Source organism: Microbacterium jepli (assembly GCF_047237905.1).
Classification (GTDB): domain Bacteria; phylum Actinomycetota; class Actinomycetes; order Actinomycetales; family Microbacteriaceae; genus Microbacterium.
The window spans coordinates 696,436-719,798 of record NZ_JBDFLW010000005.1 but is presented as its reverse complement, the minus strand read 5'-3'; the positions used below and the strand labels follow the sequence as shown (position 1 = coordinate 719,798).

Annotated in this window: 25 protein-coding genes and 3 tRNA genes; 6 read left to right on the top strand and 22 right to left on the bottom strand. The window is 69.4% G+C overall.

The window, feature by feature from the left end; genetic code table 11:
• Positions 1-44 precede the first annotated feature (44 nt).
• Positions 45-1,040 (bottom strand): DUF4192 family protein, encoded by a 996-nt coding sequence (locus tag ABC304_RS07640; protein WP_412929962.1) that lies wholly within the window; start codon positions 1,038-1,040, stop codon positions 45-47.
• Positions 1,041-1,480: 440 nt separating this feature from the next.
• Between ABC304_RS07640 and ABC304_RS07635 the strand changes: the two genes are divergently transcribed.
• Both ABC304_RS07635 and ABC304_RS07630 read left to right on the top strand, forming a co-directional pair.
• A complete protein-coding gene (locus tag ABC304_RS07635; protein WP_412929960.1) occupies positions 1,481-1,723 on the top strand; it encodes a hypothetical protein in 243 nt (80 codons plus the stop codon).
• Entirely contained in the window at positions 1,720-2,727 is a 1,008-nt protein-coding gene (locus ABC304_RS07630; RefSeq protein WP_412929958.1) for a zeta toxin family protein, read from the top strand. Before ABC304_RS07635 ends, ABC304_RS07630 begins: the two co-directional genes overlap by 4 nt.
• Before the next feature lie 610 nt (positions 2,728-3,337).
• Here ABC304_RS07630 and ABC304_RS07625 read toward each other — a convergent pair.
• Genes ABC304_RS07625 through ABC304_RS07595 form a run of 7 tightly spaced genes read right to left on the bottom strand, consistent with a single transcriptional unit; the run spans position 3,338 to position 6,492 of the window.
• The gene (locus ABC304_RS07625) at positions 3,338-3,670 is read right to left on the bottom strand and encodes a glutaredoxin family protein (RefSeq protein ID WP_412929957.1); all 333 of its coding nucleotides are present in this window, start codon (positions 3,668-3,670) and stop codon (positions 3,338-3,340) included.
• Complete coding sequence (locus ABC304_RS07620; protein WP_412929956.1) at positions 3,667-3,894, bottom strand: hypothetical protein; 228 nt, start codon at positions 3,892-3,894, stop codon at positions 3,667-3,669. The genes ABC304_RS07625 and ABC304_RS07620 overlap by 4 nt, the downstream gene beginning before the upstream one ends.
• A 4-nt stretch (positions 3,895-3,898) precedes the next feature.
• The gene (locus ABC304_RS07615) at positions 3,899-4,216 is read right to left on the bottom strand and encodes a hypothetical protein (RefSeq protein WP_412929955.1); all 318 of its coding nucleotides are present in this window, start codon (positions 4,214-4,216) and stop codon (positions 3,899-3,901) included.
• Positions 4,213-5,088 (bottom strand): hypothetical protein, encoded by an 876-nt coding sequence (locus tag ABC304_RS07610; RefSeq protein WP_412929954.1) that lies wholly within the window; start codon positions 5,086-5,088, stop codon positions 4,213-4,215. Before ABC304_RS07610 ends, ABC304_RS07615 begins: the two co-directional genes overlap by 4 nt.
• Entirely contained in the window at positions 5,081-5,563 is a 483-nt protein-coding gene (locus ABC304_RS07605) for a hypothetical protein (protein WP_412929953.1), read from the bottom strand. Before ABC304_RS07605 ends, ABC304_RS07610 begins: the two co-directional genes overlap by 8 nt.
• Before the next feature lie 5 nt (positions 5,564-5,568).
• The gene (locus ABC304_RS07600; protein WP_412929951.1) at positions 5,569-6,222 is read right to left on the bottom strand and encodes an AAA family ATPase; all 654 of its coding nucleotides are present in this window, start codon (positions 6,220-6,222) and stop codon (positions 5,569-5,571) included.
• 39 nt (positions 6,223-6,261) lie between these two features.
• Entirely contained in the window at positions 6,262-6,492 is a 231-nt protein-coding gene (locus ABC304_RS07595; RefSeq protein ID WP_412929949.1) for a DNA-binding protein, read from the bottom strand.
• Between the two features lie 111 nt (positions 6,493-6,603).
• On the opposite strand from ABC304_RS07595, the gene ABC304_RS07590 reads away from it, so the two are divergent.
• Complete coding sequence (locus ABC304_RS07590) at positions 6,604-7,200, top strand: hypothetical protein (RefSeq protein WP_412929946.1); 597 nt, start codon at positions 6,604-6,606, stop codon at positions 7,198-7,200.
• 195 nt (positions 7,201-7,395) lie between these two features.
• Positions 7,396-8,556 carry a site-specific integrase gene (locus ABC304_RS07585; RefSeq protein ID WP_412929944.1) on the top strand — a complete coding sequence of 387 codons (1,161 nt, stop codon included), beginning with the start codon at positions 7,396-7,398 and terminating at the stop codon, positions 8,554-8,556.
• A gap of 95 nt (positions 8,557-8,651) precedes the next feature.
• On the opposite strand, the gene ABC304_RS07580 is transcribed toward ABC304_RS07585, so the two are convergent.
• The 4 genes from ABC304_RS07580 to ABC304_RS07565 form a co-directional block, all read right to left on the bottom strand.
• A tRNA-Met gene (locus tag ABC304_RS07580) sits at positions 8,652-8,725 on the bottom strand.
• 30 nt (positions 8,726-8,755) lie between these two features.
• A tRNA-Thr gene (locus ABC304_RS07575) sits at positions 8,756-8,827 on the bottom strand.
• A 64-nt stretch (positions 8,828-8,891) separates the two neighbouring features.
• Positions 8,892-9,983, bottom strand: coding sequence for a M23 family metallopeptidase (locus ABC304_RS07570; RefSeq protein WP_412929942.1), 1,092 nt, complete (start codon positions 9,981-9,983; stop codon positions 8,892-8,894).
• Positions 9,984-10,250: 267 nt separating this feature from the next.
• On the bottom strand, positions 10,251-11,063 hold the full coding sequence (locus ABC304_RS07565; RefSeq protein WP_412929940.1) for an inositol monophosphatase family protein: 813 nt from the start codon (positions 11,061-11,063) through the stop codon (positions 10,251-10,253).
• An 89-nt stretch (positions 11,064-11,152) separates the two neighbouring features.
• Here ABC304_RS07565 and ABC304_RS07560 point away from each other — a divergent pair, with 89 nt between their 5' ends.
• Positions 11,153-12,757 (top strand): phytoene desaturase family protein, encoded by a 1,605-nt coding sequence (locus ABC304_RS07560; RefSeq protein ID WP_412929938.1) that lies wholly within the window; start codon positions 11,153-11,155, stop codon positions 12,755-12,757.
• A gap of 123 nt (positions 12,758-12,880) precedes the next feature.
• On the opposite strand, the gene ABC304_RS07555 is transcribed toward ABC304_RS07560, so the two are convergent.
• The 4 genes from ABC304_RS07555 to ABC304_RS07540 all read right to left on the bottom strand — a co-directional run bounded on the left by ABC304_RS07555 (position 12,881) and on the right by ABC304_RS07540 (position 15,740).
• Positions 12,881-14,008 (bottom strand): RND transporter family protein, encoded by a 1,128-nt coding sequence (locus ABC304_RS07555; RefSeq protein ID WP_412929937.1) that lies wholly within the window; start codon positions 14,006-14,008, stop codon positions 12,881-12,883.
• A 161-nt stretch (positions 14,009-14,169) separates the two neighbouring features.
• Positions 14,170-14,251: transfer RNA gene (locus tag ABC304_RS07550), tRNA-Tyr, on the bottom strand.
• Positions 14,252-14,328: 77 nt separating this feature from the next.
• Positions 14,329-15,243, bottom strand: coding sequence for a PfkB family carbohydrate kinase (locus ABC304_RS07545; protein ID WP_412929936.1), 915 nt, complete (start codon positions 15,241-15,243; stop codon positions 14,329-14,331).
• Positions 15,240-15,740 (bottom strand): FBP domain-containing protein, encoded by a 501-nt coding sequence (locus ABC304_RS07540; protein ID WP_412929935.1) that lies wholly within the window; start codon positions 15,738-15,740, stop codon positions 15,240-15,242. The genes ABC304_RS07545 and ABC304_RS07540 overlap by 4 nt, the downstream gene beginning before the upstream one ends.
• 132 nt (positions 15,741-15,872) lie before the next feature.
• On the opposite strand from ABC304_RS07540, the gene ABC304_RS07535 reads away from it, so the two are divergent.
• Positions 15,873-16,361 (top strand): YajQ family cyclic di-GMP-binding protein, encoded by a 489-nt coding sequence (locus tag ABC304_RS07535; RefSeq protein ID WP_412929934.1) that lies wholly within the window; start codon positions 15,873-15,875, stop codon positions 16,359-16,361.
• A gap of 9 nt (positions 16,362-16,370) precedes the next feature.
• Here ABC304_RS07535 and ABC304_RS07530 read toward each other — a convergent pair whose 3' ends face one another.
• From ABC304_RS07530 to ABC304_RS07505, 6 genes are all read right to left on the bottom strand, one after another.
• Positions 16,371-17,246 carry an alpha/beta hydrolase fold domain-containing protein gene (locus ABC304_RS07530; protein WP_412929933.1) on the bottom strand — a complete coding sequence of 292 codons (876 nt, stop codon included), beginning with the start codon at positions 17,244-17,246 and terminating at the stop codon, positions 16,371-16,373.
• A gap of 88 nt (positions 17,247-17,334) precedes the next feature.
• Complete coding sequence (locus tag ABC304_RS07525) at positions 17,335-18,375, bottom strand: alpha/beta hydrolase (RefSeq protein ID WP_412929932.1); 1,041 nt, start codon at positions 18,373-18,375, stop codon at positions 17,335-17,337.
• Positions 18,372-19,688, bottom strand: a complete 1,317-nt coding sequence (locus ABC304_RS07520; protein ID WP_412929931.1) for an FAD-dependent oxidoreductase — start codon at positions 19,686-19,688, stop codon at positions 18,372-18,374. The genes ABC304_RS07525 and ABC304_RS07520 overlap by 4 nt, the downstream gene beginning before the upstream one ends.
• Positions 19,689-20,080: 392 nt before the next feature.
• Positions 20,081-21,454, bottom strand: a complete 1,374-nt coding sequence (locus ABC304_RS07515) for an FAD-dependent oxidoreductase (RefSeq protein WP_412929930.1) — start codon at positions 21,452-21,454, stop codon at positions 20,081-20,083.
• Positions 21,455-21,514: 60 nt separating this feature from the next.
• Positions 21,515-22,570, bottom strand: coding sequence for a polyprenyl synthetase family protein (locus ABC304_RS07510; protein WP_412929929.1), 1,056 nt, complete (start codon positions 22,568-22,570; stop codon positions 21,515-21,517).
• Between the two features lie 50 nt (positions 22,571-22,620).
• Complete coding sequence (locus ABC304_RS07505) at positions 22,621-23,355, bottom strand: class I SAM-dependent methyltransferase (protein ID WP_412929928.1); 735 nt, start codon at positions 23,353-23,355, stop codon at positions 22,621-22,623.
• Between the last annotated feature and the right edge of the window lie 8 nt (positions 23,356-23,363).

Sequence of the window (23,363 nt, the reverse complement as noted above, 5' to 3'; positions counted from 1 at the left end):
GCCCGGGTAGTTGGGGCTCGACTGCGGCCGAGCCCCATCACGTCTTAGTTCTTGATGAACGCCCAGTCCGGTAGGTGCCCTGCGTTCACGAATGTGTCGACGATCTCAGCCAACCCGTGGCCGGGCTGGGCGGTGAGGCTGGCGGCGGTGAAGTCTGCTGCTGCGGTGGAGTGGCCGAGTGCCCATGCCACCCAGCCCAGTGTTGCTAGCGCTCCGGGGAGCGTCCGGTCGGCAGTGGCGGCGACGCGTCGGAGGGTCTGGTCGAGGTTGCAGAGTCGGGCGACGCGGGGTCGGGGTCCTTCGCCCCACATGACGCGGGCGATGTCGGCGGGATAGTCCGCGCCGTTCTCCCATGCGGCTTGCGCGTCCCACGCCCGGTGAGTCTGGTCCGGTCCGCCCAGAATGCCGACGAGGAGGATGTCACGGTGCGAGGGTCGCTCGCATGCCGTCATGACGAACGCGAAGAGGTATGCGTCGAGGTCGTCGCCGGTGGCGACCCGTTCCACCATGGCGGTGAACGCGTCCCGGTCGTGGAAGACGGGAGCGATGTCGACACGGAGCGCGGCGGCGAGGAGGTCCGGTTCCGGGGCGGGCAGGCCGCTGGCGGAGTGCTGATCCGCCTCGTTCGGTGTCTTCCCGGCAACGGTTACAGGGGTGAGGTCGGTGAGGGGCTGACGGGTCTCCCCCACCCGCCCGTACCCGTCGTCCGTCACGGATAGCCGGTCGAGGACGGTGAGCCCGCATGCGTGAGCCTGTCGCTCGATCTCGCCCATCAAAGCTGAGTGCTCGTCGCTGGAGCGGGTGTCGTAGATGACGGCGACGAGTCCGTCGGCGTCGGGGATGCGGCAGAGGAGTCCGGCGAGCACGTGTGCGGCGTGCCGGTGCTGGTCCGGGTGTGCGGGCAGGTCGACACGCATGGCTCCGGTGCTGCGTGTTCCGGTGAAGGGGATGACGACGAGGGAGCGGGTGGGGGTGTAGCCGAGCAGGCGCGGTACCAGGGTAAGGAACTGGGCGGGGGTGGTGGAACGGATAACGGTCATGGTCTCTTCCCTCTCAATCGGTGTGTTGCCGTGAAGGCGACAGAGTCGCCGCGGAGGGAGGACGGGTGCAGCGCAACCCGGATGGGCGGTGGGGGAGAGAAGTTCGGTGCGATGTGAGGGAGCGCAGCGACCGCGTGCCGCACTTGTCGGATGGAGCCGGCGGCGCAGCCGCTTGCACGGAACCCGGGCGCCCGTATGCTGCCGAAGGCTTCACGGCAAACACACCAGTCCGCAGGGCGACCACAGCCCGGCCACCGGCCGGACCACACAGCGTTGACTCGGCGTGACCGGGTCCTGAAAGATGAATAGCTTCGGCACTTCCGCACTTCGTACTTTCGGAGTGCGGCAGGTGCGCGGTTCTGCAGTTCCGTGAGGGCTGCACCTCTCCGGGTCGGTGTGCGGTGGCTCGGTAGACTCGGGCCGGGAGGCGGTTCGTGGCGATGGGTGACAGCGCGTGGCGCGCGGATGATGCCGTCGCTTACGACGAACTCCGCACGGCCAGCGCAGCAGTGGTGTCGTTGCTGGTCTCGAGACAGCGTCCCGATCGGGCTGCGGCGATCGTCGAGGCCGCACGAGTCCGTCAGCGCGTGCTGGAGGTTGACGGGTTCGACCGCCAGGCGGTTGACCTGGCGCTTGCAAGAATGACCCACGAGCTTGCTGTTCTCCGCGAGGAGACGCCATGACCGATGCTGCTGCAACGCCGAGGAGTGCGGAGCTGCCGTCGACAGCCGACGTGCTCTCCTTGGTCTTCTCTTCCGAGCCGGACGGCACCGTCTCGGAGGTCGTTTTCGTTCTCGGCGCGTCAGGCTCTGGGCGTTCGCGCGCGACGGCCCGCCTCCTGGTCGAGTCTCCCGGTCTCGCGGTGGTGAGATCAGAAGACCTTGCTGCGCTGCATCCGCTGGCGGGAGATGCTCGAGCTCGTGATGTGGCGGGTGAGGTTGACCGAGCCACCGTCGGGTGGTTGCAAGCATGTCTTCGTCACGCCCGCGAGGCGAAGCACTCCTTGATCTTGGACGCCGCCTTCACCGACCCGGCGGTGGTGTTCCAGACAGCGGCACGGTTCCGAGCAGACGGGTTCCGGTCCCGGGTGGTCGTGACGGCGGCGCGACGCGCGGAGAGCCTTCTTGCCACCGTGTCTGGGCACCTGCGCGCCAGCCGCACCCCGCAGGCGGTTCCTCCGTTAGACGTGACCGCCCACGACAAGGCTCTCGCAGCGACACGCGTGGTCGTCGAAGAAAGCCTGACCAGCGGCATCGAGCGGGTCAGTATTCTCCACCGCTCGGGCGTCACCGCGCATGACACTGATCGCGACACCATTGCTGGGGAGACAGGCGGGAGCCTGGCGGCATATGACCAAGCCCAGCGCGTTCCACTGGGGACGGTGCGTTCTGCGCTGTGGTTGAGTGAGCTGCACCGCTGCACGGAATTCGTGCAGTCGCAGGATCGACCGGCACGCCCCGTCGTATCCGCGCTCGTCGAGTTGCATGACCTCGCCGCAACGCAGATCATTCCCGAGCTGAACGTCCGGAAGGACGCCGATCTAGTAACGCGCCAGCTGCGAAGCCATGCTGCTGACGCGGCCGAATTGCGTCGGAGACTCACCCTCACAGGCCTGGCCGGCGATGCAACGAGACCGGCTATCCCACCGCCGACCGTGGAACAGCCGGGGGCCGGCCTCGGCCGTTGAGTCGCTCTGCCGATACCTGCGACCGAATGAGTCGTCTTCCTTACCGGCGGTTGTTGGCATACGGTCGCGGTGTGTATGACCCGTTGGATGACGCCGCGCAGCCCTCGTGTCCCAGATGCGGGACAGTGATGCGGGACTTTCGCGGCGGGTGGCATTGCCTTGCCTGTGACGTGGTGGTCAAGCCTGGACCTGCCGCGATGCCGCCGATATTTGATGGCCCCAGCATTCACGGAGGCTAGGCCGGACCCGTCGTCGAAGGTGGAGTGTCGGTGCGGGAGGCGTAGCCTGACACCCTCGGCCGGGATCATCCATCGTCATCAACTCATGGAGCCTGCCGTGCACCCGGACATTCGCCTCGACATCAGTGTCGCCGCCCTCTGCTCACGTCACCAGTTCACCCGCTCCCCCACCGCCGCGATCCAGGAACTGCAGGAGCTCGCGGATGCGCCTGCCGTATCCGCCGCGGTGGGGAGGTGGATCGGGTTCTACGACAGCCCCGACCGCGCTCTTCTTGTGGCCGCGTTGCGGGAGGCGTTCGCACCAGATGACGTGTCGGTCGCGGCTGGAAGCTCGCATCGAGGTCGGGCGAAGCACGGGACAACTGGTTTCCTCAACCCCCATGTGACCCGCAGTCGAGGAGCTGGCCGATGAAGGTCGCGATGCGATCGATGTGGTCGGGGCGGAAGCCACTCCCGTGGTCCTCGTCCGTGACGACGACCACGGGCGCTTCGGCGTAGCCCAGATCTTCGACGACGTAGCGACGGGCGTTGGCGTCGTCACGTATGTTGACCTCCATGAAGGGGATCCCCTTCAGGGCCAGGACCCTCTTGGTGAGGTTGCATCGGGCACATGATGGGCCCGTGGTGTAGACGGTCACGCCCCAGGTGTCCGCCACCACGCCGCCCGAAACTCGAGGGTCCGCCTCCGCGGTTCCAGTGGTCACGATGACCCTGCGCAGGAGCTGATCGAGGGTGCGTCACACAGCGCGCCGAGGGCGCCGGTCGTGGCTGCCGCGCTGAGGACGAGGACGATGGCGACGGCGACGCTCGTGACCGCGGCGCGCAATTGACCGGTGGCCAGACGCCACGCGGCTCCGGCGACTAGGAGCGTGGCGGAGGCGGTGAGCACGCCGGCGAGAATCGCTAGAGAAGACGCGTATGTGGCCATGGTTCTACCTCTCTTGATCGAGGTTGGTCGCGCGCTCGGGGCGGATCTCGTGGAGAGCGGAGAGTTGCCGGATGAAGGCTTGGTGGTCCGCTGTCCGGTTAATGATTTGCTCTCTGACGGTGCGTCGAAGGGTGCCGATCACGGTGGGCATGGAGTGGGCGACAGGGGCGAGGCACCAGGCGACGTCGTCATCGACGGTGCCCGCCGACCCGCCCGAGGACGGGTCGTAGAGGAAGGCGCAGATCGCCACCCGGTACAGGACGGCTTCCGTGTCGGAGCGGTCGGGCGTCGCGGTCGGGGGGATGGGAAGGGGGTGAGTCATCTGGTCAGTCCGTTCGAGGTCGGCGACGAAGGAAGCCGGTGGGGTGCAGTCGGGTCATCGGCGGGGCGCCGGCGGGTGGGACCCGGGTGGCGGAGTTGGTCGTTGATGACCTTGGCTATTGCATCAAGCCGAGCGTTCTCCTGCTCAGACACGTCGCCTCGCGTCGGCGCGGGCCGTGTGGTGAGGGCGAGGTTTAGTCGAGCAAGCTCGAGGGTTTGTTCGGCGAGGTGGTGGGTGGCGCGAGCGCGGAGGCAGTCTTTTTGCCACGCCGCCCACAGGTCGGCGGGTGTGGCGGCGCTGGCCTTGGCGGCATCGATCTCCTGCGCTGTCCTGTCTCGGGAGAAGAAGTCGTTGGCCGCGGCCGCGTGGGTTCGGCGTTCGTCGGCGGTGGTGCGGTGGATGCGCCGGGTGGGGAGTCCTGCGCGTCGGCGGCGCGTTTCCCGCTCACGCCAGGTGCGGCCGGCTGCGTTGTCGGCGTCCTGATGTGCGAGGTGGTGTTCACGTCGCTTCTGTCGGAGCCGCTCGGCGTTGGCGGCGTAGAACGTCGTCCGGCGTTCTCGTTCCCGCTCTCTGTTGGCCCAGTACTGCTCTCGCTGCTTCTCGTTGATCTCGTCTTTGTGGTTGTCTCGCCACCGCTGATTCCTGGTTCGTGCGCGCTCTCGGAAACCGTCGGGGTCTTGCGCTTTCTGTTCTGCCCGCTGGGTGCGCTGTCGGTCCAGGATCTCGTCACGGTTGTTCTGGTAGTGGGTACGCGCCCACCGTTTGCGAGCCGCCTTCTGGGCGCGATCATCTTCTCGAAGCACAGCCCGCGCTTCATTAATCAGCTTCTTCGCCGCCGCGATACGCGCGGCCAGATCGTCATCGTCAGTCATCGCGCGCACCTTTTCCGGGCTCCGACATGGTGACTCCCGCCGGAACCGTTCGCTCATGGGGAATCGGTGTGCGGAATGCTGCTGCGCCCGAGTCCAGAACTTCCGTTACTCCGGAGTCCGGAGCTTCGGGAGTACCGGAGCGCGGAAGTTGCGGAGTTCGGGATGAGCGCGCGGTCAGCGCGCATCGTCGGAGCTCGTCTTCGGTGGACCCCTGCAGGGTGTCCATCGAGTGCAGGAGAGCGTCGATGGCGACACGAATGAGAGTGTTCTCGGTGATCCGCTCGGTTCTCGTGGTCCGCCGCCGCATGAGCCCCCGCATCAGCGCGGTGAGAGCGACGGTCTGGTCAGCACGGAGACGCACGTCCTTGCGAACGAGGGTCGCGTACATCGGCCCGTCGCCTGCGAACGACGGGTCGCTCTCACCGAGGCGAGCCCGCGTGTCAGAGAGCTGCTGTCCCAGGTCAACTTTCGGCATGGCCGTCACCTGACCAGGGCAGGAGCGAGGTGTGCGGCGAGTTCGTCGCTGACGTGGGTGATGTCATCGACCATGTTGCGGGACCGCCGGGTGCGGGTCATCGTCGTCACCAGGCTTCCGAGGACAGGGGCTTCGGCGTGAGCGCGGTACTGACGCAAATGGCTGGCGAACCGAGGAACACCGAAGGTGGTGTCCAACAACTCCTCCCACACCGGAGGCTGGGAGGGGATGCGTGGATCGATTCGGTTGAGGAGCACCGCGTACCGCAGGTGTCGCGGCTCGATCAGCCGACCCAGCGTCCGCATCGTGGGCTCGACCGCGAGTGGTTCCGGGGTCAGCGGCACCACCACGAAGTCCGCGGCGTCCAGGACAGAGCCGAGGACGTCGGTGTCCTCAAGGCTGCCGGGAGTGTCCACCAAAACGTAGTCGTAGGTCGTCCGGAGGTCCTTGAGTCGTCGCAGCATCTTCGGGTTCTGGTTGCCGGCGAAGTCGAACGGCAACGCCACGGCGGCATTCTCTGCCCACCACACCGTCGACTGCTGCCGATCCACGTCCACGACCAGCACGGCCGCTCGACGGGCAAGAGCCGCAGCGAGCTGCATGGTCACCGTGGTCTTCCCCACGCCACCTTTCTGATTGGCGACGGCGATGATTTCCACCCCGCTCACCTGCCCCGTCGAGGAGTAGATGCAGTGATTTCAGTGGGCATCGGGATCCTCCAACTGCACGAGACCCTCGAACCACTTCTCCAGGGACGCGAACGGATACAGGACGATGCGCCCGGCCTTGTAATACACGGGCCCACGTCTCTCGTACCGCCACTGTGCGAGCAATTTCGGGCTCAGCCCGGGGATCAGCGCCGCGACGTCCGTGGGGGTCAGCAGCTTCTCCCCGAGTACCGGTCGGTCCGGATCTACTCCTGTCGACATGTTCACTCCTTTGTTGAATCAGAATCATGTTTGACAGCAGTACACATCTAATGTGTATGGTTGGTCAAGGGTTATCTGCAGAACGTCCGCGCGGTACGACACACTGAGGAGGTGAAGGTCGACGTGAAAACTCTCGACGGCAAGAAGATGACCGGGCACGCAGCCCAAACACCCGTCGGGGCCGCGCTCCGCATAGCCCCCGGCTTCATCGCCACAGCCCGCGACGACGACGCTGGTATCGAGACCACCATCGAGGCGCACTACAACGCCGAGAAGGGACGCTACATCCCCACCGTCATCGTCAACCGCAGCACCAGCGACGAGTTCAACGAAGAACGCCTCCGGCACACCGCCACCCAGGCCATCCTGCAAGCCGCGATACCGCACTGCATCACCGTGCGCGTCGACGACGAACCGAATGCGAAATGGTCATCGGTGTCGGACCTCACCGCCGGCGACAGCAAAATCATCCCCGACTGGATGGCAGCCGCCGTCGTCAAGCGCGGAGTACGAGATGAACGGTGGGACGTCATCGAGATCCTCTACGGTGCCGCAGCGCTCGCGGGACTTCCACCCGTAAAGCTGATCTCAGTCGAACTCGACATCCCCGAACGCACCGCATCGGACTGGGTCAAACGAGCCCGCGCGGCGGGACGGCTCGAAGGCATGACCTCCACCATCGGTCGACCGGCGGGTGCGGCGCAGTAGCTTCTTCGGCGGTGTTATCACTAGGACGTCGGCCGCACGTCGAGCGGCGTCCGTGCTTGTTAGCTCACGCGCTCATCATTGCTTTGAACAGGTGTCAGCTGTCCCCGCTGCCCACTCGGCGGGGAGCGTGCGCCGTGGGACGGCAAGCATTCAACTCACGAACCGGCGTGCATTCGATGACGAGGGCCGGTGCTGATGGGCACTATCGAGCCATACGACACGGCCAGCGGCAAGCGCTACCGGGTGCGATATCGAACACCCAACCATCGTCAGACAGACAAGCGCGGGTTCCGCACGAAGCGCGACGCTGAGGAGTTCCTCACATCGGTCGAGAGCGCAAAGTCGAAAGGGGACTTTGTCACCGCCACAGACTCCCGCACCCTTCTCCGGGATTGGGCGCCGGTCTGGCAGAGCTCGCTCGTGAACCTCAAACCCACCACCCGCTCCGGGTACGACTACACCCTGCGCAGGCATGTTCTGCCCCGCTGGGGTGACCAGCGACTGAGCGAGATCTCACACGCGCAGGTACAGGCATGGGTCAGCGACCTTGCAGTGACACTCGCACCCTCCACCGTTCGCCAGATCTTCCACGTGCTGGCGAGCATGCTCAAGTTCGCCGTTCGAGACCGCAAGCTCTCACGCAACCCGGCGGAGAACGTCAACCTGCCCCGAATCATCAAGCGACGACGTGGGTACCTCAACCACGATCAGGTCGCCCAGCTGGTCTCTGCCGTTGGTACTTGGGGGGACGCTATCGCGCTCCTCGCCTACACGGGCATCCGCTGGGGCGAACTGGCAGCCCTACGCGTCCGCAGCGTTGACGTCGCCAATCACCGGCTCCACATCATCGAAAGCGTGAGCGAAATCGGAGGAACCCTCGCGTTCGGCACTCCCAAGAGCGGGCACTCCAGAGTGGTCACATTTCCAGCCTTCCTCGAGGAGCCCATCACCCTCCGACTGTCAGACAAGCGAGGGCAGGACTTCGTCTTCGCCTCCGACCAAGGCATGACTCTCCGCAACAACAACTTCCGGCAAAGAGTGTTCGACCCAGCACTGGCAGTTCTGCGCGAGCGACAGCCCACCTTCCCTGTCGTAACACTTCACGACCTTCGACACACCGCAGCGAGCCTCGCCGTGTCAGCCGGCGCCAACGTCAAGGCAGTTCAGAGGATGCTCGGGCACGCGTCGGCGGCGATGACACTCGACGTTTACGCCGACCTCTTCGACGAGGACCTCAGCCAAGTGAGCGCTGCTCTCGACCGGCAAGCTGCCGCGCGCTTTGCTGCTCATGACTGGACGAACATCGCACACGTAACGCACTCGCTGCGAAACGTTATCGAGGACGAATCTCGATGAAGTGTGGGCAAAATGTGGGCAAACCCGGACTTCTGGCCACCTGAGCCCGTCACGCCGAAATAGAAAAGCCCCGGCTGACCGGGGCTTTTTCACTGTAGCGGGAGCGGGGCTTGAACCCGCGACCTCACGATTATGAGTCGTGCGCTCTCACCAACTGAGCTACCCCGCCGGGTGGAACCGGACGGATCCGGATGCTGCGAGCCCCGAGACAGGATTGAACTGTCGACCCCTTCCTTACCATGGAAGTGCTCTACCACTGAGCTATCGGGGCGTGCTCGGATCTCTCCGGGCAACTCAACGAGAATACCAGAGGCCGGGCCTCCTCTTTGCACGCGTCAGCAGGTGGCGTGCTGCTGGAACCACGGGAGAGGATCGATCGGCGTGGTGCCGCCCGCGAGGATCTCGACGTGGGTGTGGGCGCCGAAGGAGCGGCCCGTGTCACCGGTGCGGCCGATGTACTCCCCCACCTCGACGGTGTCGCCGACCTCGACCTGGCGCGAGCCGTACTGCATGTGCCCGTATCGGCTGGAGACCAGCTGCCCGTCGACGATGTGGTCGATGACGATCGTCACGCCGAAGGCTCCGCCGCTGTCGGTGGAGATGCGCACGGTGCCGGCGGAGATCGCCTGGATGTACGCGCCGTCGCCGGGGGTGAAGTCCACACCCTCGTGCATGGTGCCGTCGCGCATGCCGAAGCCGTAGCTCATCGTCACACCGGTGGCGAACGGCCACTGGATGGGGCAGGCTGGGTTGTTGGTGAAGACCGAGTTCGAGTAGTTCGAGATGCCCTCGACGCCGGCGAGGTCGACCAGGCGGGCGGTGTCGTAGCTGCCGGGACGGTCGATCGTCGTGTTCTGGTACTGCGCGGGTGCGACGTAGGCCTGGATCTCACCGGCGCCGGCAGCCGAGACCACGTCACCGGCGGGTGCCTGGTACGAAGTGGAGGCGACGTCGCTCGAACCCGTCGCGGCGGCGACCGCCGACACAGGGGTCGTCATGCCGACCGCCAGCAGTCCGACGATGCCCATGACGCCGACGGAGAAGGATGCTGCGGTCAGTCGCTTCGTCGAGCGCCGGACCCGTCGCGGGGCGACGTGGACCGGAGCGGTGAGCGGCGCGGGCTCGGTGACGACCGGCGCGATGATCGCGGTCTCGCCGGTGAAGGAGAGGGCGCGGGCGGCTGCTGCGAAGGCGTCGTCCTCGATCGCGTCGGCGGTCGACGTCGGGGGCACCGAGACCGCGACGGGCTCTGCGGTGGTCGTCGGCTCGGGCACGACGACCGGCGCCTGCGCGCGGCGCGCACGACGGCTCAGCGGAGCAGCGGCGGGCGAGGTCTCACCCGATGCGACGGAGTCGGCGGCGACCGCGGCCGCGGCGACGGCGATCGAACCGAGGACGGCCGGTGCGGCATCCATCTGCTCGATCACGGGAGCGGGGGAAACGGGGCTTTCCTGGTGCGCATCGGGCCGCGCGGAAAGAGGTCGGCGAGACCGTCGCGTTGCCGCGGGCTCAGCCGTAGGGGAATTCGAAGACAAGCTCGGTGGGTCTCTCGGATCACGTCGCGCAGGCGCATCGACAAGATGGAACAGGCTTGGGATCGTTTGTCAATGCCGGGGGACAAAAGATAACGATCGGGTAAACACTACCCTGCTGAGCCTGGGAGTGCGGTGTGCCGGCGATCAGGCGCGTCGATGTCACGCATTCGGATCGTGGTCGCCGAATGCCGCGAACGACAAATCGTCGAAAAGGGAGTCGGCGCAGGCGATGGTCATCTCCACGCCCGGACGGCCCGCCGGGGAGCCCCCGATCCGTCCCCCCGCCTCCGTCACCAGCAGCGCGCCCGCCGCGTGGTCCCAAGGGTTGAGCCCCCGCTCGAAGTAGCCGTCGAGCCGTCCGGCCGCGACGTAGGCGAGGTCGAGCGACGCCGCGCCGATGCGGCGCAGGTCGCGTGCCAGGGGCATCACGCGGGCGACGCGCTTGAGGTCTCCGGCGTGCGTCGCAGGGTCGTACCCGAAGCCCGTCGCCAGCAGCGCACCGGCGACACCGCGCTCGGTGTTCACGGACAGCCGCGATCCGCCGAGCCAGGCTCCGCCTCCGCGCGCGGCGGAGAACATCTCGTCGGTGGGCGGGGCGTAGATCGCCGCCGCTTCGGCCCGCCAGAGGCGGGCGTCGGGCTCCCCCGTCACCGCGGCGATGCTGACGGCCCAGGCGGGGATCCCGTAGGCGTAGTTGACCGTCCCGTCGATCGGGTCGACGACCCACGTGACCCCGGTCGATCCGCGGTCGGCGCCCGTCTCCTCGCCGAGGAAGCCGTCACCCGGCCGCTCCGCCTTCAGCCGCTCGCGGATGAGGGCTTCGACCTCGCGGTCGGCCTCGGTCACGATGTCGGCCACCGCGGACTTGGTCGCGGCGATCGCGACGCCTTCGCTGCGGCGGCGCAGGGCCAGGCCGCCGGCTTCACGGGCGATGTCCATTGCGAGGGCGCGGAGATCCTCTTCCAGGGGCATGACTCCACGTTATCTCCGCGTCACGGAGCCCGATGACGCTCGGCGCAACCACCCTGCACGACCCGTCCGCGGCCGGTACCGTGGCCCGCATGACCCGAACCCACGACGTCGTCATCGTCGGAGGCGGGCACAACGCGCTCGTCGCCGCGGCCTACCTCGCGCGCGCCGGAGTGAGTGTGATCGTGCTCGAACGCCTCCCCCACGTCGGCGGGGCCGCCGTCTCCGAGCGCCCGTGGGCGGGAGTCGACGCGCGTCTCTCGCGATACTCCTACCTGGTCTCCCTGCTGCCCGCCGAGATCATCCGCGATCTCGGACTGCGGCTGGAGCTGAAGCGCCGCCGGTACTCGTCGTACACGCCGGATCCCGCGGACCCGACGCGCGGCATCCTCGTGGATCGGGGGGATGCCGCGGCCACCGCCGACTCCTTCGCCCGGGCGACCGGCGACGGGGCAGAGGCGGCGCGCTTCGCGGCGTTCTCGGAGCGCATCGGCGCTCTCGGCCCGGCGATCTTCCCCACCATGACCCAGCCGCTGCCGACGAAGGCGGAGATGAAGGCGCGATTGGGTGACGACGCGCTGTGGGAGGACGTCGTCGAGCGTCCCCTGGGCACGATGCTGCGCGCCGACCTGCAGAACGACCTCGCGCGCGGCATCGCCCTGACCGACGGCCTCATCGGCACCTTCGCCGCGGCCGACGACCAGTCGCTCACCCAGAACCGCTGCTTCCTGTACCACGTCATGGGCGGCGGCACGGGCGACTGGGACGTCCCGGTCGGCGGCATGGGGCGCGTGTCCGGCGAACTGGAGCGGGCCGCGCGCGAGGCGGGTGCGGAGATCCGCATCGACACCGAGGTGACCGCGGTGACCCCCGACGGCGAGGTCTGGATCGGCGGCAACACCCCGGAGGTGCTGCACGGGCGCCTGGTGCTGAGCGGCGTCGGGCCCGCGGTGCTCGACCGGCTGCTCGCGGCCGCCGCGTCGAACCAGCGATTCGACCTCGTCGACAATCCGCTGTTCGCCGGACCCGGCGTGCCCGAGGGTGCCCAGCTGAAGGTCAACATGCTGCTGACACGGCTTCCCCGGCTCCGCGACCCGCACGTCGCACCCGAGGCCGCCTTCGCGGGGACGTTCCATGTCAACGAGACCATGACGCAGCTGGACCGTGCGCACGTGCAGGCCCTGGCCGGCGGCATCCCCGATCCCCTGCCTGCCGAGATCTACTGCCACTCCCTCACCGACCCGTCGATCCTCGGCCCCGAGCTGCAGGCCCAGGGCGCTCAGACGCTGACGCTCTTCGGGCTGCAGGCCCCGCACCGCCTCGTGGAGGGGACGGATGCTGCGACCTCCCGCGTCGCCCTGCTGGCCGCCGCGCAGCGGAGCCTCGACTCGGTGCTCGCCGAGCCGATCTCCGACTGCATCGCCCTGACACCGGAGGGGCTGCCGTGCGTCGAGGCGCGCACCACAGCGGATCTCGAGGTGGCCCTGGGCATGGCCGGCGGCGACATCTTCCACGGACCGCTGTCGTGGCCGTGGACGCCGGACGAGGTGCCCGACACCCCGGCACGGCGGTGGGGTGTCGACACGGCGAACTCACGCATCCTCACCTGCGGATCCGGTGCCGTCCGCGGCGGCGGGGTCAGCGGCATCGGCGGCCACAACGCGGCCATGGCCGCACTGGAGCTCCTCCGCCCCTGAGCGGGCGACCGCGAACACCTGATCCGAAGCCAGGTCGCGATAGCCGACGACGCTCAGCCGGCTCCGCTCGACCGGAAGCGCTCGCCCGGTCACGCGCTCATCCGTGGACTGGTCCGGGCGCGGTCAGCGCTGCGGGGGCAGCGGCGGCGGGGGCGGGAAGCCCTCGTACGGCGCCCCCGCCTGCTGGTCCGGATGCTGCGGCTGCGGCTGACCGGCGGGCGCCGCCGGCGCGGGGGGCTGCATCGCCGGCCACTGCGGCCCGGGACGCTGCGGCGCCGGCTGCGGCGCGTTCCACTGCTGCTCCGGGTGCGGGGCCGGCCACTGCTCGGCCTGACGCGCGGGCCACTGCTCGGGCTGCGGGGCCGGCCACTGCTCGGCCTGCTGTCCGGCCTGCGGTGCCGACTGCTGCGGCTGAGACTGCCACGACTGCGGCTGCGCGGGCAGCGGCTGCGGTGCGGCGAAGACCTGTGCGCCCGGTGACGGATAGCCGGTGTAGTAGGCGTTCCAGTCGGGGCTGCCGTCGGAAAGCATCGGGAGGGGCGTGTGGCCGTCGACGTAGGTCGGCCACGGGGCGAGCTCGGACTGCCCGGCGGCGCGCGGAGCACGCGGCGCGAAGAGCACGTTCATGAGCGGCAGCAGCGCCGTGCCGACGGCGGCCAGGATGGCGATCGCGACGACGAGACGCCAGTACCAGTCGCCGAAGTCGATGAACTCATTGAGCATCAGTGCGAAGACGAGCATCGCGGAGAGGATCGCGAGGAGGGCCACCGTCACGTAGGTGACAGCGCGGGTGAAGGTGGTGACGCGACGCTCGTAGGCCTTGCTGTAGAGCCGGACGTGCAGCAGGGCCAGCTGCAGGATGAGGACGATCAGGAGGAACGACAGGAAGCGACCGGCGCCGCCCCCGTAGGAGTACCCGTACTCGTCGTAGCGGTAGGGCAGCCAGATCAGGAACGCGCCGATGATCAGCGTGACGACCCAGACGACCATGCTGGTGAGCGCGAACCAGGCGGGACGCCGCGGCGCGAGGCGGGCCTCGAGGATCGTGACCCCCGCGAACGCGGCGAGCAGGAAGATCGTCAGGAACGCCCGGCCGATGACGTCGTTCGACGGCCCGACGAGCACCCACACGACGCAGACCAGCGCGGCGGCGATGAGGGCGCCGATGGCCACCCAGATCGCGACCCGGATGAGCTTCGAGCTCGAGACGTCCGTCGGGGTCGATCCCTGGCGGGGGTCATGCGCTGTCATGGCGTCGTCCTCTCTGCGCGGCATGGATCCGCACGCCCATCCTGGCACGGTGCTCTGCGACGACGGGAGAAGCGCGGGAGTCGGCGCAGCCCATCCTCCGAACCGTCGGTGGGGAGGAACGACGAAGGGGGCCCCGCGATGCGGAGCCCCCTTCGGTCGGGTGGCGAGTGAGGGATTCGAACCCCCGAAGTCGAAGACGGCTGATTTACAGTCAGATCCCTTTGGCCGCTTGGGTAACTCGCCAGACGCACCCGCCCGACTTTGGCAGACGACCGGAGGCGCGATTCACGATCCTACCCCGACACGGGGGCGGCCCGAAATCAGGTGCCGATGCGATCGAGGTCCTCGCCGTGAAGCGACTCCGGAAGCCGCAGAAGAGCCCCTTCGTAGCGGCACGTGGCGGCCGCGACATCCATCGCCCTCTCGAGTACCGTGGCCCATTCCTCCTGCATCGCGGGGGCGTCGTCGATGACCGAGGCCGCTGTGGCGGCGAGCACGGCGTCGCCGGCTCCCATGGTGTCGACGATCCGGCCCGGGAGGTCGGAAATGGGGCGGGTGACGACGATGGGCCCGGCCTCGATGGTCGCGCCCGACGGACCCTCGGTCGCCAGGACCGCCGTCACGCCGAGATCGACGAGACGCGCGCGGAGGGCGTCCAGCGGCTGGTCGTAGAGGATGCCGGCGTCGTCGTCGCCGACCTTGACCAGCGCCGCACCGGCCGCGAGCGCCTCGAAACCGCGCACGAACTCCGCGGTGTCGTGCATCATGCCGGTGCGGGGGTTCGGGTCGATCGCCAACGCCGCGTGGCCGGCGACCGCGCTCGCCAGGTCTTCGGTCTGCGCAGTGTCGTCGAACGGGAAGCAGCTGACGACGACCATGTCGGCCGCGGCGATCGCGGCGCGCTCGACGTCGCCGAACACGATCCGCCGCTCCTGAGCGGCCTGATTGAACTCGTAGACCGGCTCGCCCCCGCCGCTGCGGGTGCTCACCGCTCGCGACGAGCCGTGCGGAGCGAGCGTCGCCAGCAGCTCCACGCCGAAGTCGGCGAGGAAGGTCCGGATGCGACTGCCGGCATCATCGTCGCCGACCATGGCGATGAGCGCCGTGGGCACGCCCAGGCGCGCAAGGCCGACGGCGACGTTCAGTCCCGCTCCGCCGACGAACTCGCGCAGGCCGGTGTCGTCGCGGAGCTCGTCGATGAGGGCGTCGCCGATCACCACGGCGCGGGCGGTCACGCGCCGGACCGCATCGGCTCGAGCACGCGGTCGACGAACGACTCGGCGCGTCGGCGTGTGCCGTCGATCCGCCGGTCGACGCTGGCACGCATCTCGCTGGGCGCCAGGGGCATCGCCAGTCTCACGTTCTCGTGGCAGGACAGGTCGGCGCACATGTAGGTGCCGACGCTGTCGCCGTGCTCCCCCGCGGTGCCGGCCTTGCGCGCGGTGAAGAGCGCGACCTGGTCGGCGGGCTGCATCGTGTGGCAGATGTTGCACATCGCCGAGCGCGCGCGCGAGGTGCCGTCGGCGGCGCGCACGATCACTCCGGCGGGCTCACCGTCGAGCTCGGCGATGACGTACCCGCGGCCCTTGGCCCGCGGGTCGCGCCACGCGAGGAAGTCGAGATGGTCCCAGTCGGTGAGCAGGAAGTCGTGCGGCATCGTCACGATCTTCAGCTCATCGGCGGTAGCGTTCGCGAGCGACTCGCGGACGTCGGACTCGGTCATGGGGCGCATGGATCCTCCTCGCGTCTCGGGACAGTCTACGAAGATGAGCGGACACGGGGTCCAGTGATGAGCGGATGCCGCGGCATCCGCTCGTCCGTCCCTGCCGGGTCCGCTCGCCGAGGCCGTCGCTAGACTGCGGGCATGGCTGATTCCTCTTTCGACATCGTGAGCAAGGTCGACCACCAGGAGGCCGAGAACGCCCTGAACCAGGCGCGCAAGGAGATCGAGCAGCGCTACGACTTCAAGGGCACCGGCGCCTCGGTCGAGTGGAGCGGCGAGTCCGTCCTCATCAAGGCGAACTCCGAGGAGCGCGCGAAGGCCGTCCTCGACGTGTTCCAGTCGAAGCTGATCAAGCGCGGCATCTCGCTCAAGAGCCTCGAGTCGGGTGAGCCCTTCGCCAGCGGCAAGGAGTACCGCATCGTCTCGACGATCAAGGACGGCATCTCGTCGGAGAACGCGAAGAAGATCGGCAAGATCATCCGCGACGAGGGCCCCAAGGGCGTGAAGTCGCAGATCCAGGGCGATGAGCTGCGCGTGCAGTCGAAGAGCCGAGACGACCTCCAGGAGGTCCAGCGCCTGCTGAAGGCGGCCGACCTCGAAGTCGACCTGCAGTTCATCAACTACCGCTGACCCGCACTCTCAGACCCGGCGCTCGACAGGCGCGACCGCCTCGGCGAGCAGCGCCAGCGTGCGCTCGGCGGCCGGGTGGCCGATCTCGTCGAGATAGCCGTGCAGGGCTCCGCGCTGTCGCTCGACGCGCACGTCGACGCTGGCGGCAACGAGTTCCGCGGCGAAGGCCTCACCGGAGGCGCGCAGGCTGTCGAGCTCCGCGTTGACGATCAGCACCGGGGGGAAGCCGGTCACATCGTGCCCGCCCGCGAAGGCATAGCCGTCGGGGTCGTGCGCGTCGGGCAGGTAGTTGCGGTTGATGGCGGAGCGGATCTCCGGGGTGAAGATGTGCTCGGGCGACATCTGCGCCAGCAGCCCCGCGAGTTCAGCGTTCGGCGGCAGGATGCCGTCGTGCGGCGAGGGATAGACGAGGGCGAGGACGTGCGGCAGGGTGGTGCCGCGGTCGCGCAGGCGCATCGTCGCGGCGGCTGACAGGTTCGCACCGGCGCTCGCTCCGCCCAGCGCCACGCGTTCGGGGTCGCCGCCGAAGTCCCGCGCGTGCTCGACAGCCCAGTCGAAGGCCGCGACCGTCTGGAGGGATGCCACGGGGAACCTCGCGCGCGGCAGGTCCGGTTCGGAGTCTGCCGGAACGTCGTCCGGCGCTCCCCCGAACGCCCGGGCGCCGTCGAGCGGAGCGAGCGTGTAGTCCACCGACACCACGGTGATGCCGGCGGCGCTCAGCCGGCGTCCGACCTGATCGGCCTCGGCCATGTCGAGACCGCCGAACATGAATGCGCCGCCGTGCAACCACACCAGCGTCGAGCCGAGCGGCTCGTCGGCCGGATAGACCCGCACACGGAAGTCGTGGTCGGCGGCGCCCAGGGGCACATCGTGGGTGTCGGTCATCCCGCCATCCTGTCAGGGCCAGCGGCGGCGCAGCCGGGAGCGAGAGCGGAGGGGCGCCGCAGCCGGGGCGTCTCAGCCGAGCCACCGGTCATCCCGGACCGGCGAGCGCTCCCACCGCCCACGCGCGGAGCACGCGATACGCGTCCTCCCGCGCCACCGGCGCGGACAGGAAGACGTCGTGCAGCGCCCCTTCGACACGGCCGATCGTCACCAGGGATCCGATGCGCGTCGCGGCCCGCGCGATGTCGTCGACCACCAGCACCGAGTCGACCGCGCGCAGGGTCTCCGACCAGGAGAAGGCCGACGCGCTGCGGCGCGACAGGAGGACGAGCGCCGGGCATCCCACGTCGACTCCCGCCGCGACGGCGCGATGCCCCTCGATGATCGCCCACAGCCAGCCGGGATGCGTGGGGAACCCCCGCGCCGGCCGCCAGGCCGCGTGATCGTCCGGCGGGAGCGTGCCGAGCTCCCGCTGCGCGCGCGTGTAGTAGCCGAGGTCGACGGCGGGATGGGTGCCGCGGGGATCCCACCGGGCACGCACCTCCACGAGCGGCGTCACCGCCTGACGTCCGATCGCCCCGAGCTGCAGCTCCAGCCACGGACTGTTGAGCACGACGGCCGATGCCAGTCCGGGATGACGGGCGGCCCACAGCGTCAGGGTCAGCCCACCCGTGGAATGCCCGAGCAGCACGAGGCGGCGGGGCGAAGCATCCGCTCCCTCATCCGCCGTGTGTCCCATCACCCTCAGGGCCGCCGCGATGTCGTCGTCATACACCGCCAGGTCGGTGACGTAGCCGGGCGTCTGTCCGTCGCGCAGCGATCTGCCGTACTTCCTCAGGTCGAGGGCGTGGAAGCGGGCGCCGAGGTGGGTCCAGAACCGGGCGAGCTCGACCTGGAAGAAGTAGTCCGACCATCCGTGCACGTACAGGACGTCGACGTCGTGGAGGGGCCGGAACGCGGCGGTGAGTCTGTGCGGGAGTCGCCGGACGAGCGTCGCGACCACCGGCCCCTCGTCGTCGACCCCCAGTGGGACTGTGCGCTGCTGGAACGGATCGCCGAGGATGTCGTCGGTCCAGCCCTCGTCTGCGGCCGGTCCGCTCCCGGTGCTCGACGTCTCCCGCGCCGTCACCGATGCACCCCGCGCCGTTCGCGGCGGCCGGCGGGGAGCGGCTCGCTCGTGCGCTCGGGTGCGCGTCTCGCCCACACCGGCGCCCGCTCCGGGCGGGGGCCCACCCCGATGATGAGAGCCGGCACGACGGCGAGCGCGGGCAGGCGACGCAGCACGCGCAGCACCGGCCCCGGGGGGCCTCCGGCTTCGCCGCGGAGCGCGGGCATGATCACCCCCGCGTGCAGCCCGCGCTGAACGGCCTGGATGACGGCCGCCGGCAGCATGCGGCGCCGCTGCACGCGCGCGAGCTCGCGGAGCCCCTCGGGCGTGTGCAGGATGCCGCGGCGCAGCGGATTGGCGAGGATGCGCGCCGCCGCGACCGCGTCCTGCACGGCCAGGTTGATCCCGACGCCGCCCACGGGAGACATGGCGTGCGCGGCATCGCCGATGCACAGCACACCCGACACGTACCAGCGCCGGAGGCGATCGACGCGGACGTCGAGGTGTTTCACGTCGTCCATCGACGCGACCGAGCCGACGTCGTCAGCGAGGGCCGGAAGCAGTGCCGCGGTGTCGGCCCGGAGAGCCTCGATCCCCCGCCGTCGCAGCTCCGCGTCGGTTCCCTTCGGCCCGAGTGCGGCGATCTGCACGTAGCCCCTCCGTGGGATGGCGATGGACACCCGGCCGCCTCCCGTCCGCGGGAGCAGCGACTCCGCGAAGGGGTGCGCCGAGGTCACCCGGTACCACCACACGTCGAAGCCGACCGGGAGGGACCGCGACGGCAGGGCGAGCTCGCGGCGGATCGTGCTCCCGCGCCCGTCGCACGCGACGGTGAGGTCGGCGCGCAGCTCGCCGGCGCCCTCCGCCGAGCGGTACTGCACCCCGACCACGCGGTCGCCGTCGCGCAGCACCCCGGTGACCTCATGACGGGTGAGCAGGCGGAATCCCGACTCACGGGCCGCCGCCTGTGCGAGGAGGTCGAGGAGGTCCCACTGCGGCACCATGGCGATGTAGGGATGCCGCACCGGCAGCCGCGCGAAGTCGGCGATGGTCGTCTCGACGCCGTTCGCGTCGGGGAACACGACCCGCGTGATGTGCGACTGCGGGATCTCGTCGAAGGCCGGCAGCAGCCCGAGGTCTTCGAGCAGCGTCAGCGTCGTCGGGTGCACCGTGTCGCCGCGGAAATCGCGGAGGAAGTCGGCGTGCTTCTCCAGCACGGTCACCCGCACGCCGGCCCGGGCGAGCAGCAGGCCCAGGACGAGGCCCGCCGGTCCACCGCCCGCGATGACGCACGAGCCCGCGATCGGCGGTGTCCGCCTCTCGTCTTCCGTCATCACGCACCCCCTGTCGATCATGCATCGGGGCGGCGACGTTGGCCAGGGCGGGCGCCGGTCCCGGGCAGCATCCGATCTTCTTGTATCAGGCGCGAGCGAGGGCGCTCTCTCCATGCATGACCCCGAACCGCGGACCCGCAGCGATGCCGGCGCGGATGCGACGCTGGGGAGTCGCTCGGGGCTGAGGGGGGACGACCGGAGCCGTGGGGGTACGGCATCCGGACCGGCCGGGCGCGACCTGGGGGCGCGCCCGACCGGGGTCCCGGCCCTGTCTGGTGTACCGATCCGGAGGAGATGTGCCGGTCCGGAGGACGGATGCTGCGGCATCCTCCTCCGGATCGACACATCTCCTCACGATCAGCGCGGCGGGAGCGCCAGACGCGCCCGCGGTCTCATCCCGCGCGGGAGACCCGCACCATCTCGTCGCGCTCGACGACCTTCACGCGCGCGCGGCCCTGGGGCGCGCCCAGGCCGATCTCGTGCTCGTCGAGGCGGTGCCAGCCGTCGAGGTCGGTCCAGGCGACACCGCGCTCGGCCAGCAGGGCCGGGATCGCCTCGTCGGACGGGTCGGCGGGCTGCCACCACGACGCCTGGTCGTTGATGACGTGGCGCACGGTCTCCATGGCGTCGGACTTCGTGTGGCCGATGAGGCCGACCGGGCCGCGCTTGATCCAGCCGGTCGCGTAGACGCCGGGGACGCGCTCGTTCGAGTCCTTCTGCAGCACCTTGCCCTCGTGGTTCGGGATCACGCCGTGGCGCTTGTCGAAGGGGATGCCCGCGAGCGGCGACCCGAAGTAGCCGACGGCGCGGTACAGCGCCTGGATCGGCACCTCGCGCAGCTCGCCCGTGCCGACGACGCCGCCCTGGCCGTCGGGCCGCGTGCGCTCGTAGACGAGGGCGCTGACCCGGCCCGCGTCGTCCTTCTTGATCTCGACGGGCTTGGCCCAGAAGTGCAGGTGCAGGCGGCGGGAGGCCGTCCCCCCGGCGTTGTTGACCGAGTCGCGCTTGCGCCAGGACTGCAGCACACGGTCGATGACCATCACCTGCTTGTTGCTGGCGATGGCGGCCTTGGACGCGTCGTCGTAGTCGAAGTCCTCGTCGTAGACCACCATGTCGACGTCGCGGAGCTCGCCGAGCTCGCGCAGCTCGAGCGGGGTGAACTTCACCTGCGCCGGGCCGCGGCGCCCGAAGACATGGACGTCCGTGACGGCGCTGGCGGCGAGACCCGCGTGCACGTTCTCGGGGATCTCGGTCGGCAGCAGGTCTTCGGCGTGCTTGGCCAGCATGCGCGACACGTCGAGCGCGACATTGCCGTTGCCGATGACCGCGACGGAGGCGGCGTCGAGCGGCCAGGTGCGCGGCACGTCGGGGTGGCCGTCGAACCAGCTGACGAAGTCGGCCGCTCCGTACGAGCCGTCGGCGTCGATGCCGGGGATGTCGAGCGAGGTGTCGCGGATGGCGCCCGTGGCGAAGATGACGGCGTTGTAGTGCCGCTTCAGGTCGTCGAGGGTCAGATCCTCGCCGAAGCGGACGTTGCCGAAGATGCGGATGTCGCCGCTGTCGAGCACGTCGCGCAGGGCGTTGACGATGCCCTTGATGCGCGGGTGATCGGGGGCGACGCCGTAGCGCACGAGTCCGTAGGGAGCGGGGAGCTGCTCGAAGAGATCGATCGAGACGTCGAACTTGCGCTCGGCCTTCAGGAGGATGTCGGCGGCGTAGATGCCCGCCGGTCCTGCACCGACGATGGCCAGCCTGAGCTTGGTCATGGGGGTCCTTTCACACGATCGCCGAGCCGCCGGCGAGACGGCGCGCCCGACGAGGGGGGTTCAGCTGGAGCGGTCCGAGACGGCGCGCGCGAAGCGCGTCAGCGCCTCCTTCACAGCGCCGTCGGGAACCGGGGCGAGGGCGTCGATCGCCTCGCGCGACCACGCGTGGGCGAGGTCGAGGGTCGCCTGGGTCGCCTCGTGCTCACGCAGCTCGGCGAGCGCGGCGTCGAGGATCGCCGGGTCGGCGCCGTCCGCGATGCGGGCGACCCCGTCGTCGATGCGCGTCCGCAGGGCGACGGATGCGGCATCCGTCCTCTGACCAAGCAGCAGGTACGGCATGGTCGGCACGCCGGCACGGAGGTCGGTGCCGGGAACCTTGCCGGTGATCTCGGGGTCGTTGGAGAGGTCGATGACGTCGTCGAGCAGCTGGAACGCCACGCCCGCCTTCTCGCCGAAGACGACCATCGGCTCCTCCAGCTCGGCGGGACCGTGCGAGAAGATGATGCCCGCCTGCGCCGCGGCGGCGATCAGCGAGCCGGTCTTGTCGGAGAGCACCTGCAGGTAGAACTCGACGGGATCCTCGTCGCCCTGCGGACCGACGGTCTCGTGGAACTGGCCGAGCACGAGGCGCTCGAAGGTGTCGGCCTGGAGCTGGATCGCCTCTTCGCCGTGCCGCGCCATGATCTGACTGGCCCGCGAGAACAGCAGGTCTCCGGTGAGGATCGCGACGTTGTTGCCCCATACGGTCTGAGCGGCGGGGACGCCGCGGCGCCGGTCGGAGGAGTCCATGACGTCGTCGTGGTACAGCGAGCCGAGGTGGGTGATCTCCAGGGCGCTGGCGGCCTGGACGACCTCGTCGGTCATGCCGTCGCCGAGCTTGGAGGTCAGGAGCGCGAGCATGGGACGGAGGCGCTTGCCGCCGGCCTCGTAGAGGTAGCGACTCGCCGCGTCGGCCACCGGATAGGTCACGGTGAGCTCGCCGGCGAGGTGCTCCTCGACACGCTGGAGACCCTGCTCGACCTCCGACAGCAAGCGCCGCGAACGGGGTCCGGCGAAGATCCGGTCGGTGAAGCCCAGCTTGCCCGCGAGGGGCGAACCCGGCGCAGAAGGGGTCACGCTCCCAGCCTACCGGGCCGGGAGGGACCGCCTCCCCGTCCGAGCCCTGATCAGACGGGCTTCACAGCCCGGTGGAGGGCGACGATTCCGAACGAGAGGTCGCGGTGGGCGACCCGGGTCCAGCCCGCCTCGCGCATCCATCCGGAGAGGGTCCGCTGGTCGGGCCAGTCGTTGATCGACTCGTTCAAGTACTCGTACGCCTCGGCGTTGGAGCTCACCGCCTTGGCCACGGCGGGCAGGATCCGCCCGTTGTAGAAGCGGTAGAGCCCGGCGAACGCCCTCGACGGCGGGTGCGAGAACTCGCACACGACGATGCGGCCGCCCGGCTTGGTCACGCGCAGCAGCTCTCGCAGGGCCTTCTTGGGCTCGTTCACGTTGCGGAGTCCGAACGACATCGTGACCGTGTCGAACTCGTCGTCCGCGAACGGCAGGTCGGTCGCGTTCGCCTCGACGAAACGCAGATTCGGGATGCCGCCTCCCACCGCTCCGGGACCGTACCGGCGCTCGCCCTCGGCGATCATGCCCGGAGAGAAGTCGGCGGCGACGATCTCGGCGCCGCTGCGCGCCAGTGCGACGCTCGAGGCGCCGGTGCCGGCGGCCAGGTCGAGGATGCGCTGTCCCGCCCGCGGCGCCACGGCACGCGTGGTCGCGACCCGCCACAGCCGGTCATTGCCGAGGCTGAGGACGGTGTTGGTGCGGTCGTACGCGGGAGCGACCTCGTCGAACATGCCGCTGACGCGGGCGGGGTCCTTGCCGAGGTCGGCGCGGTGCGAGTCCGGGGTCACCCGTCGAG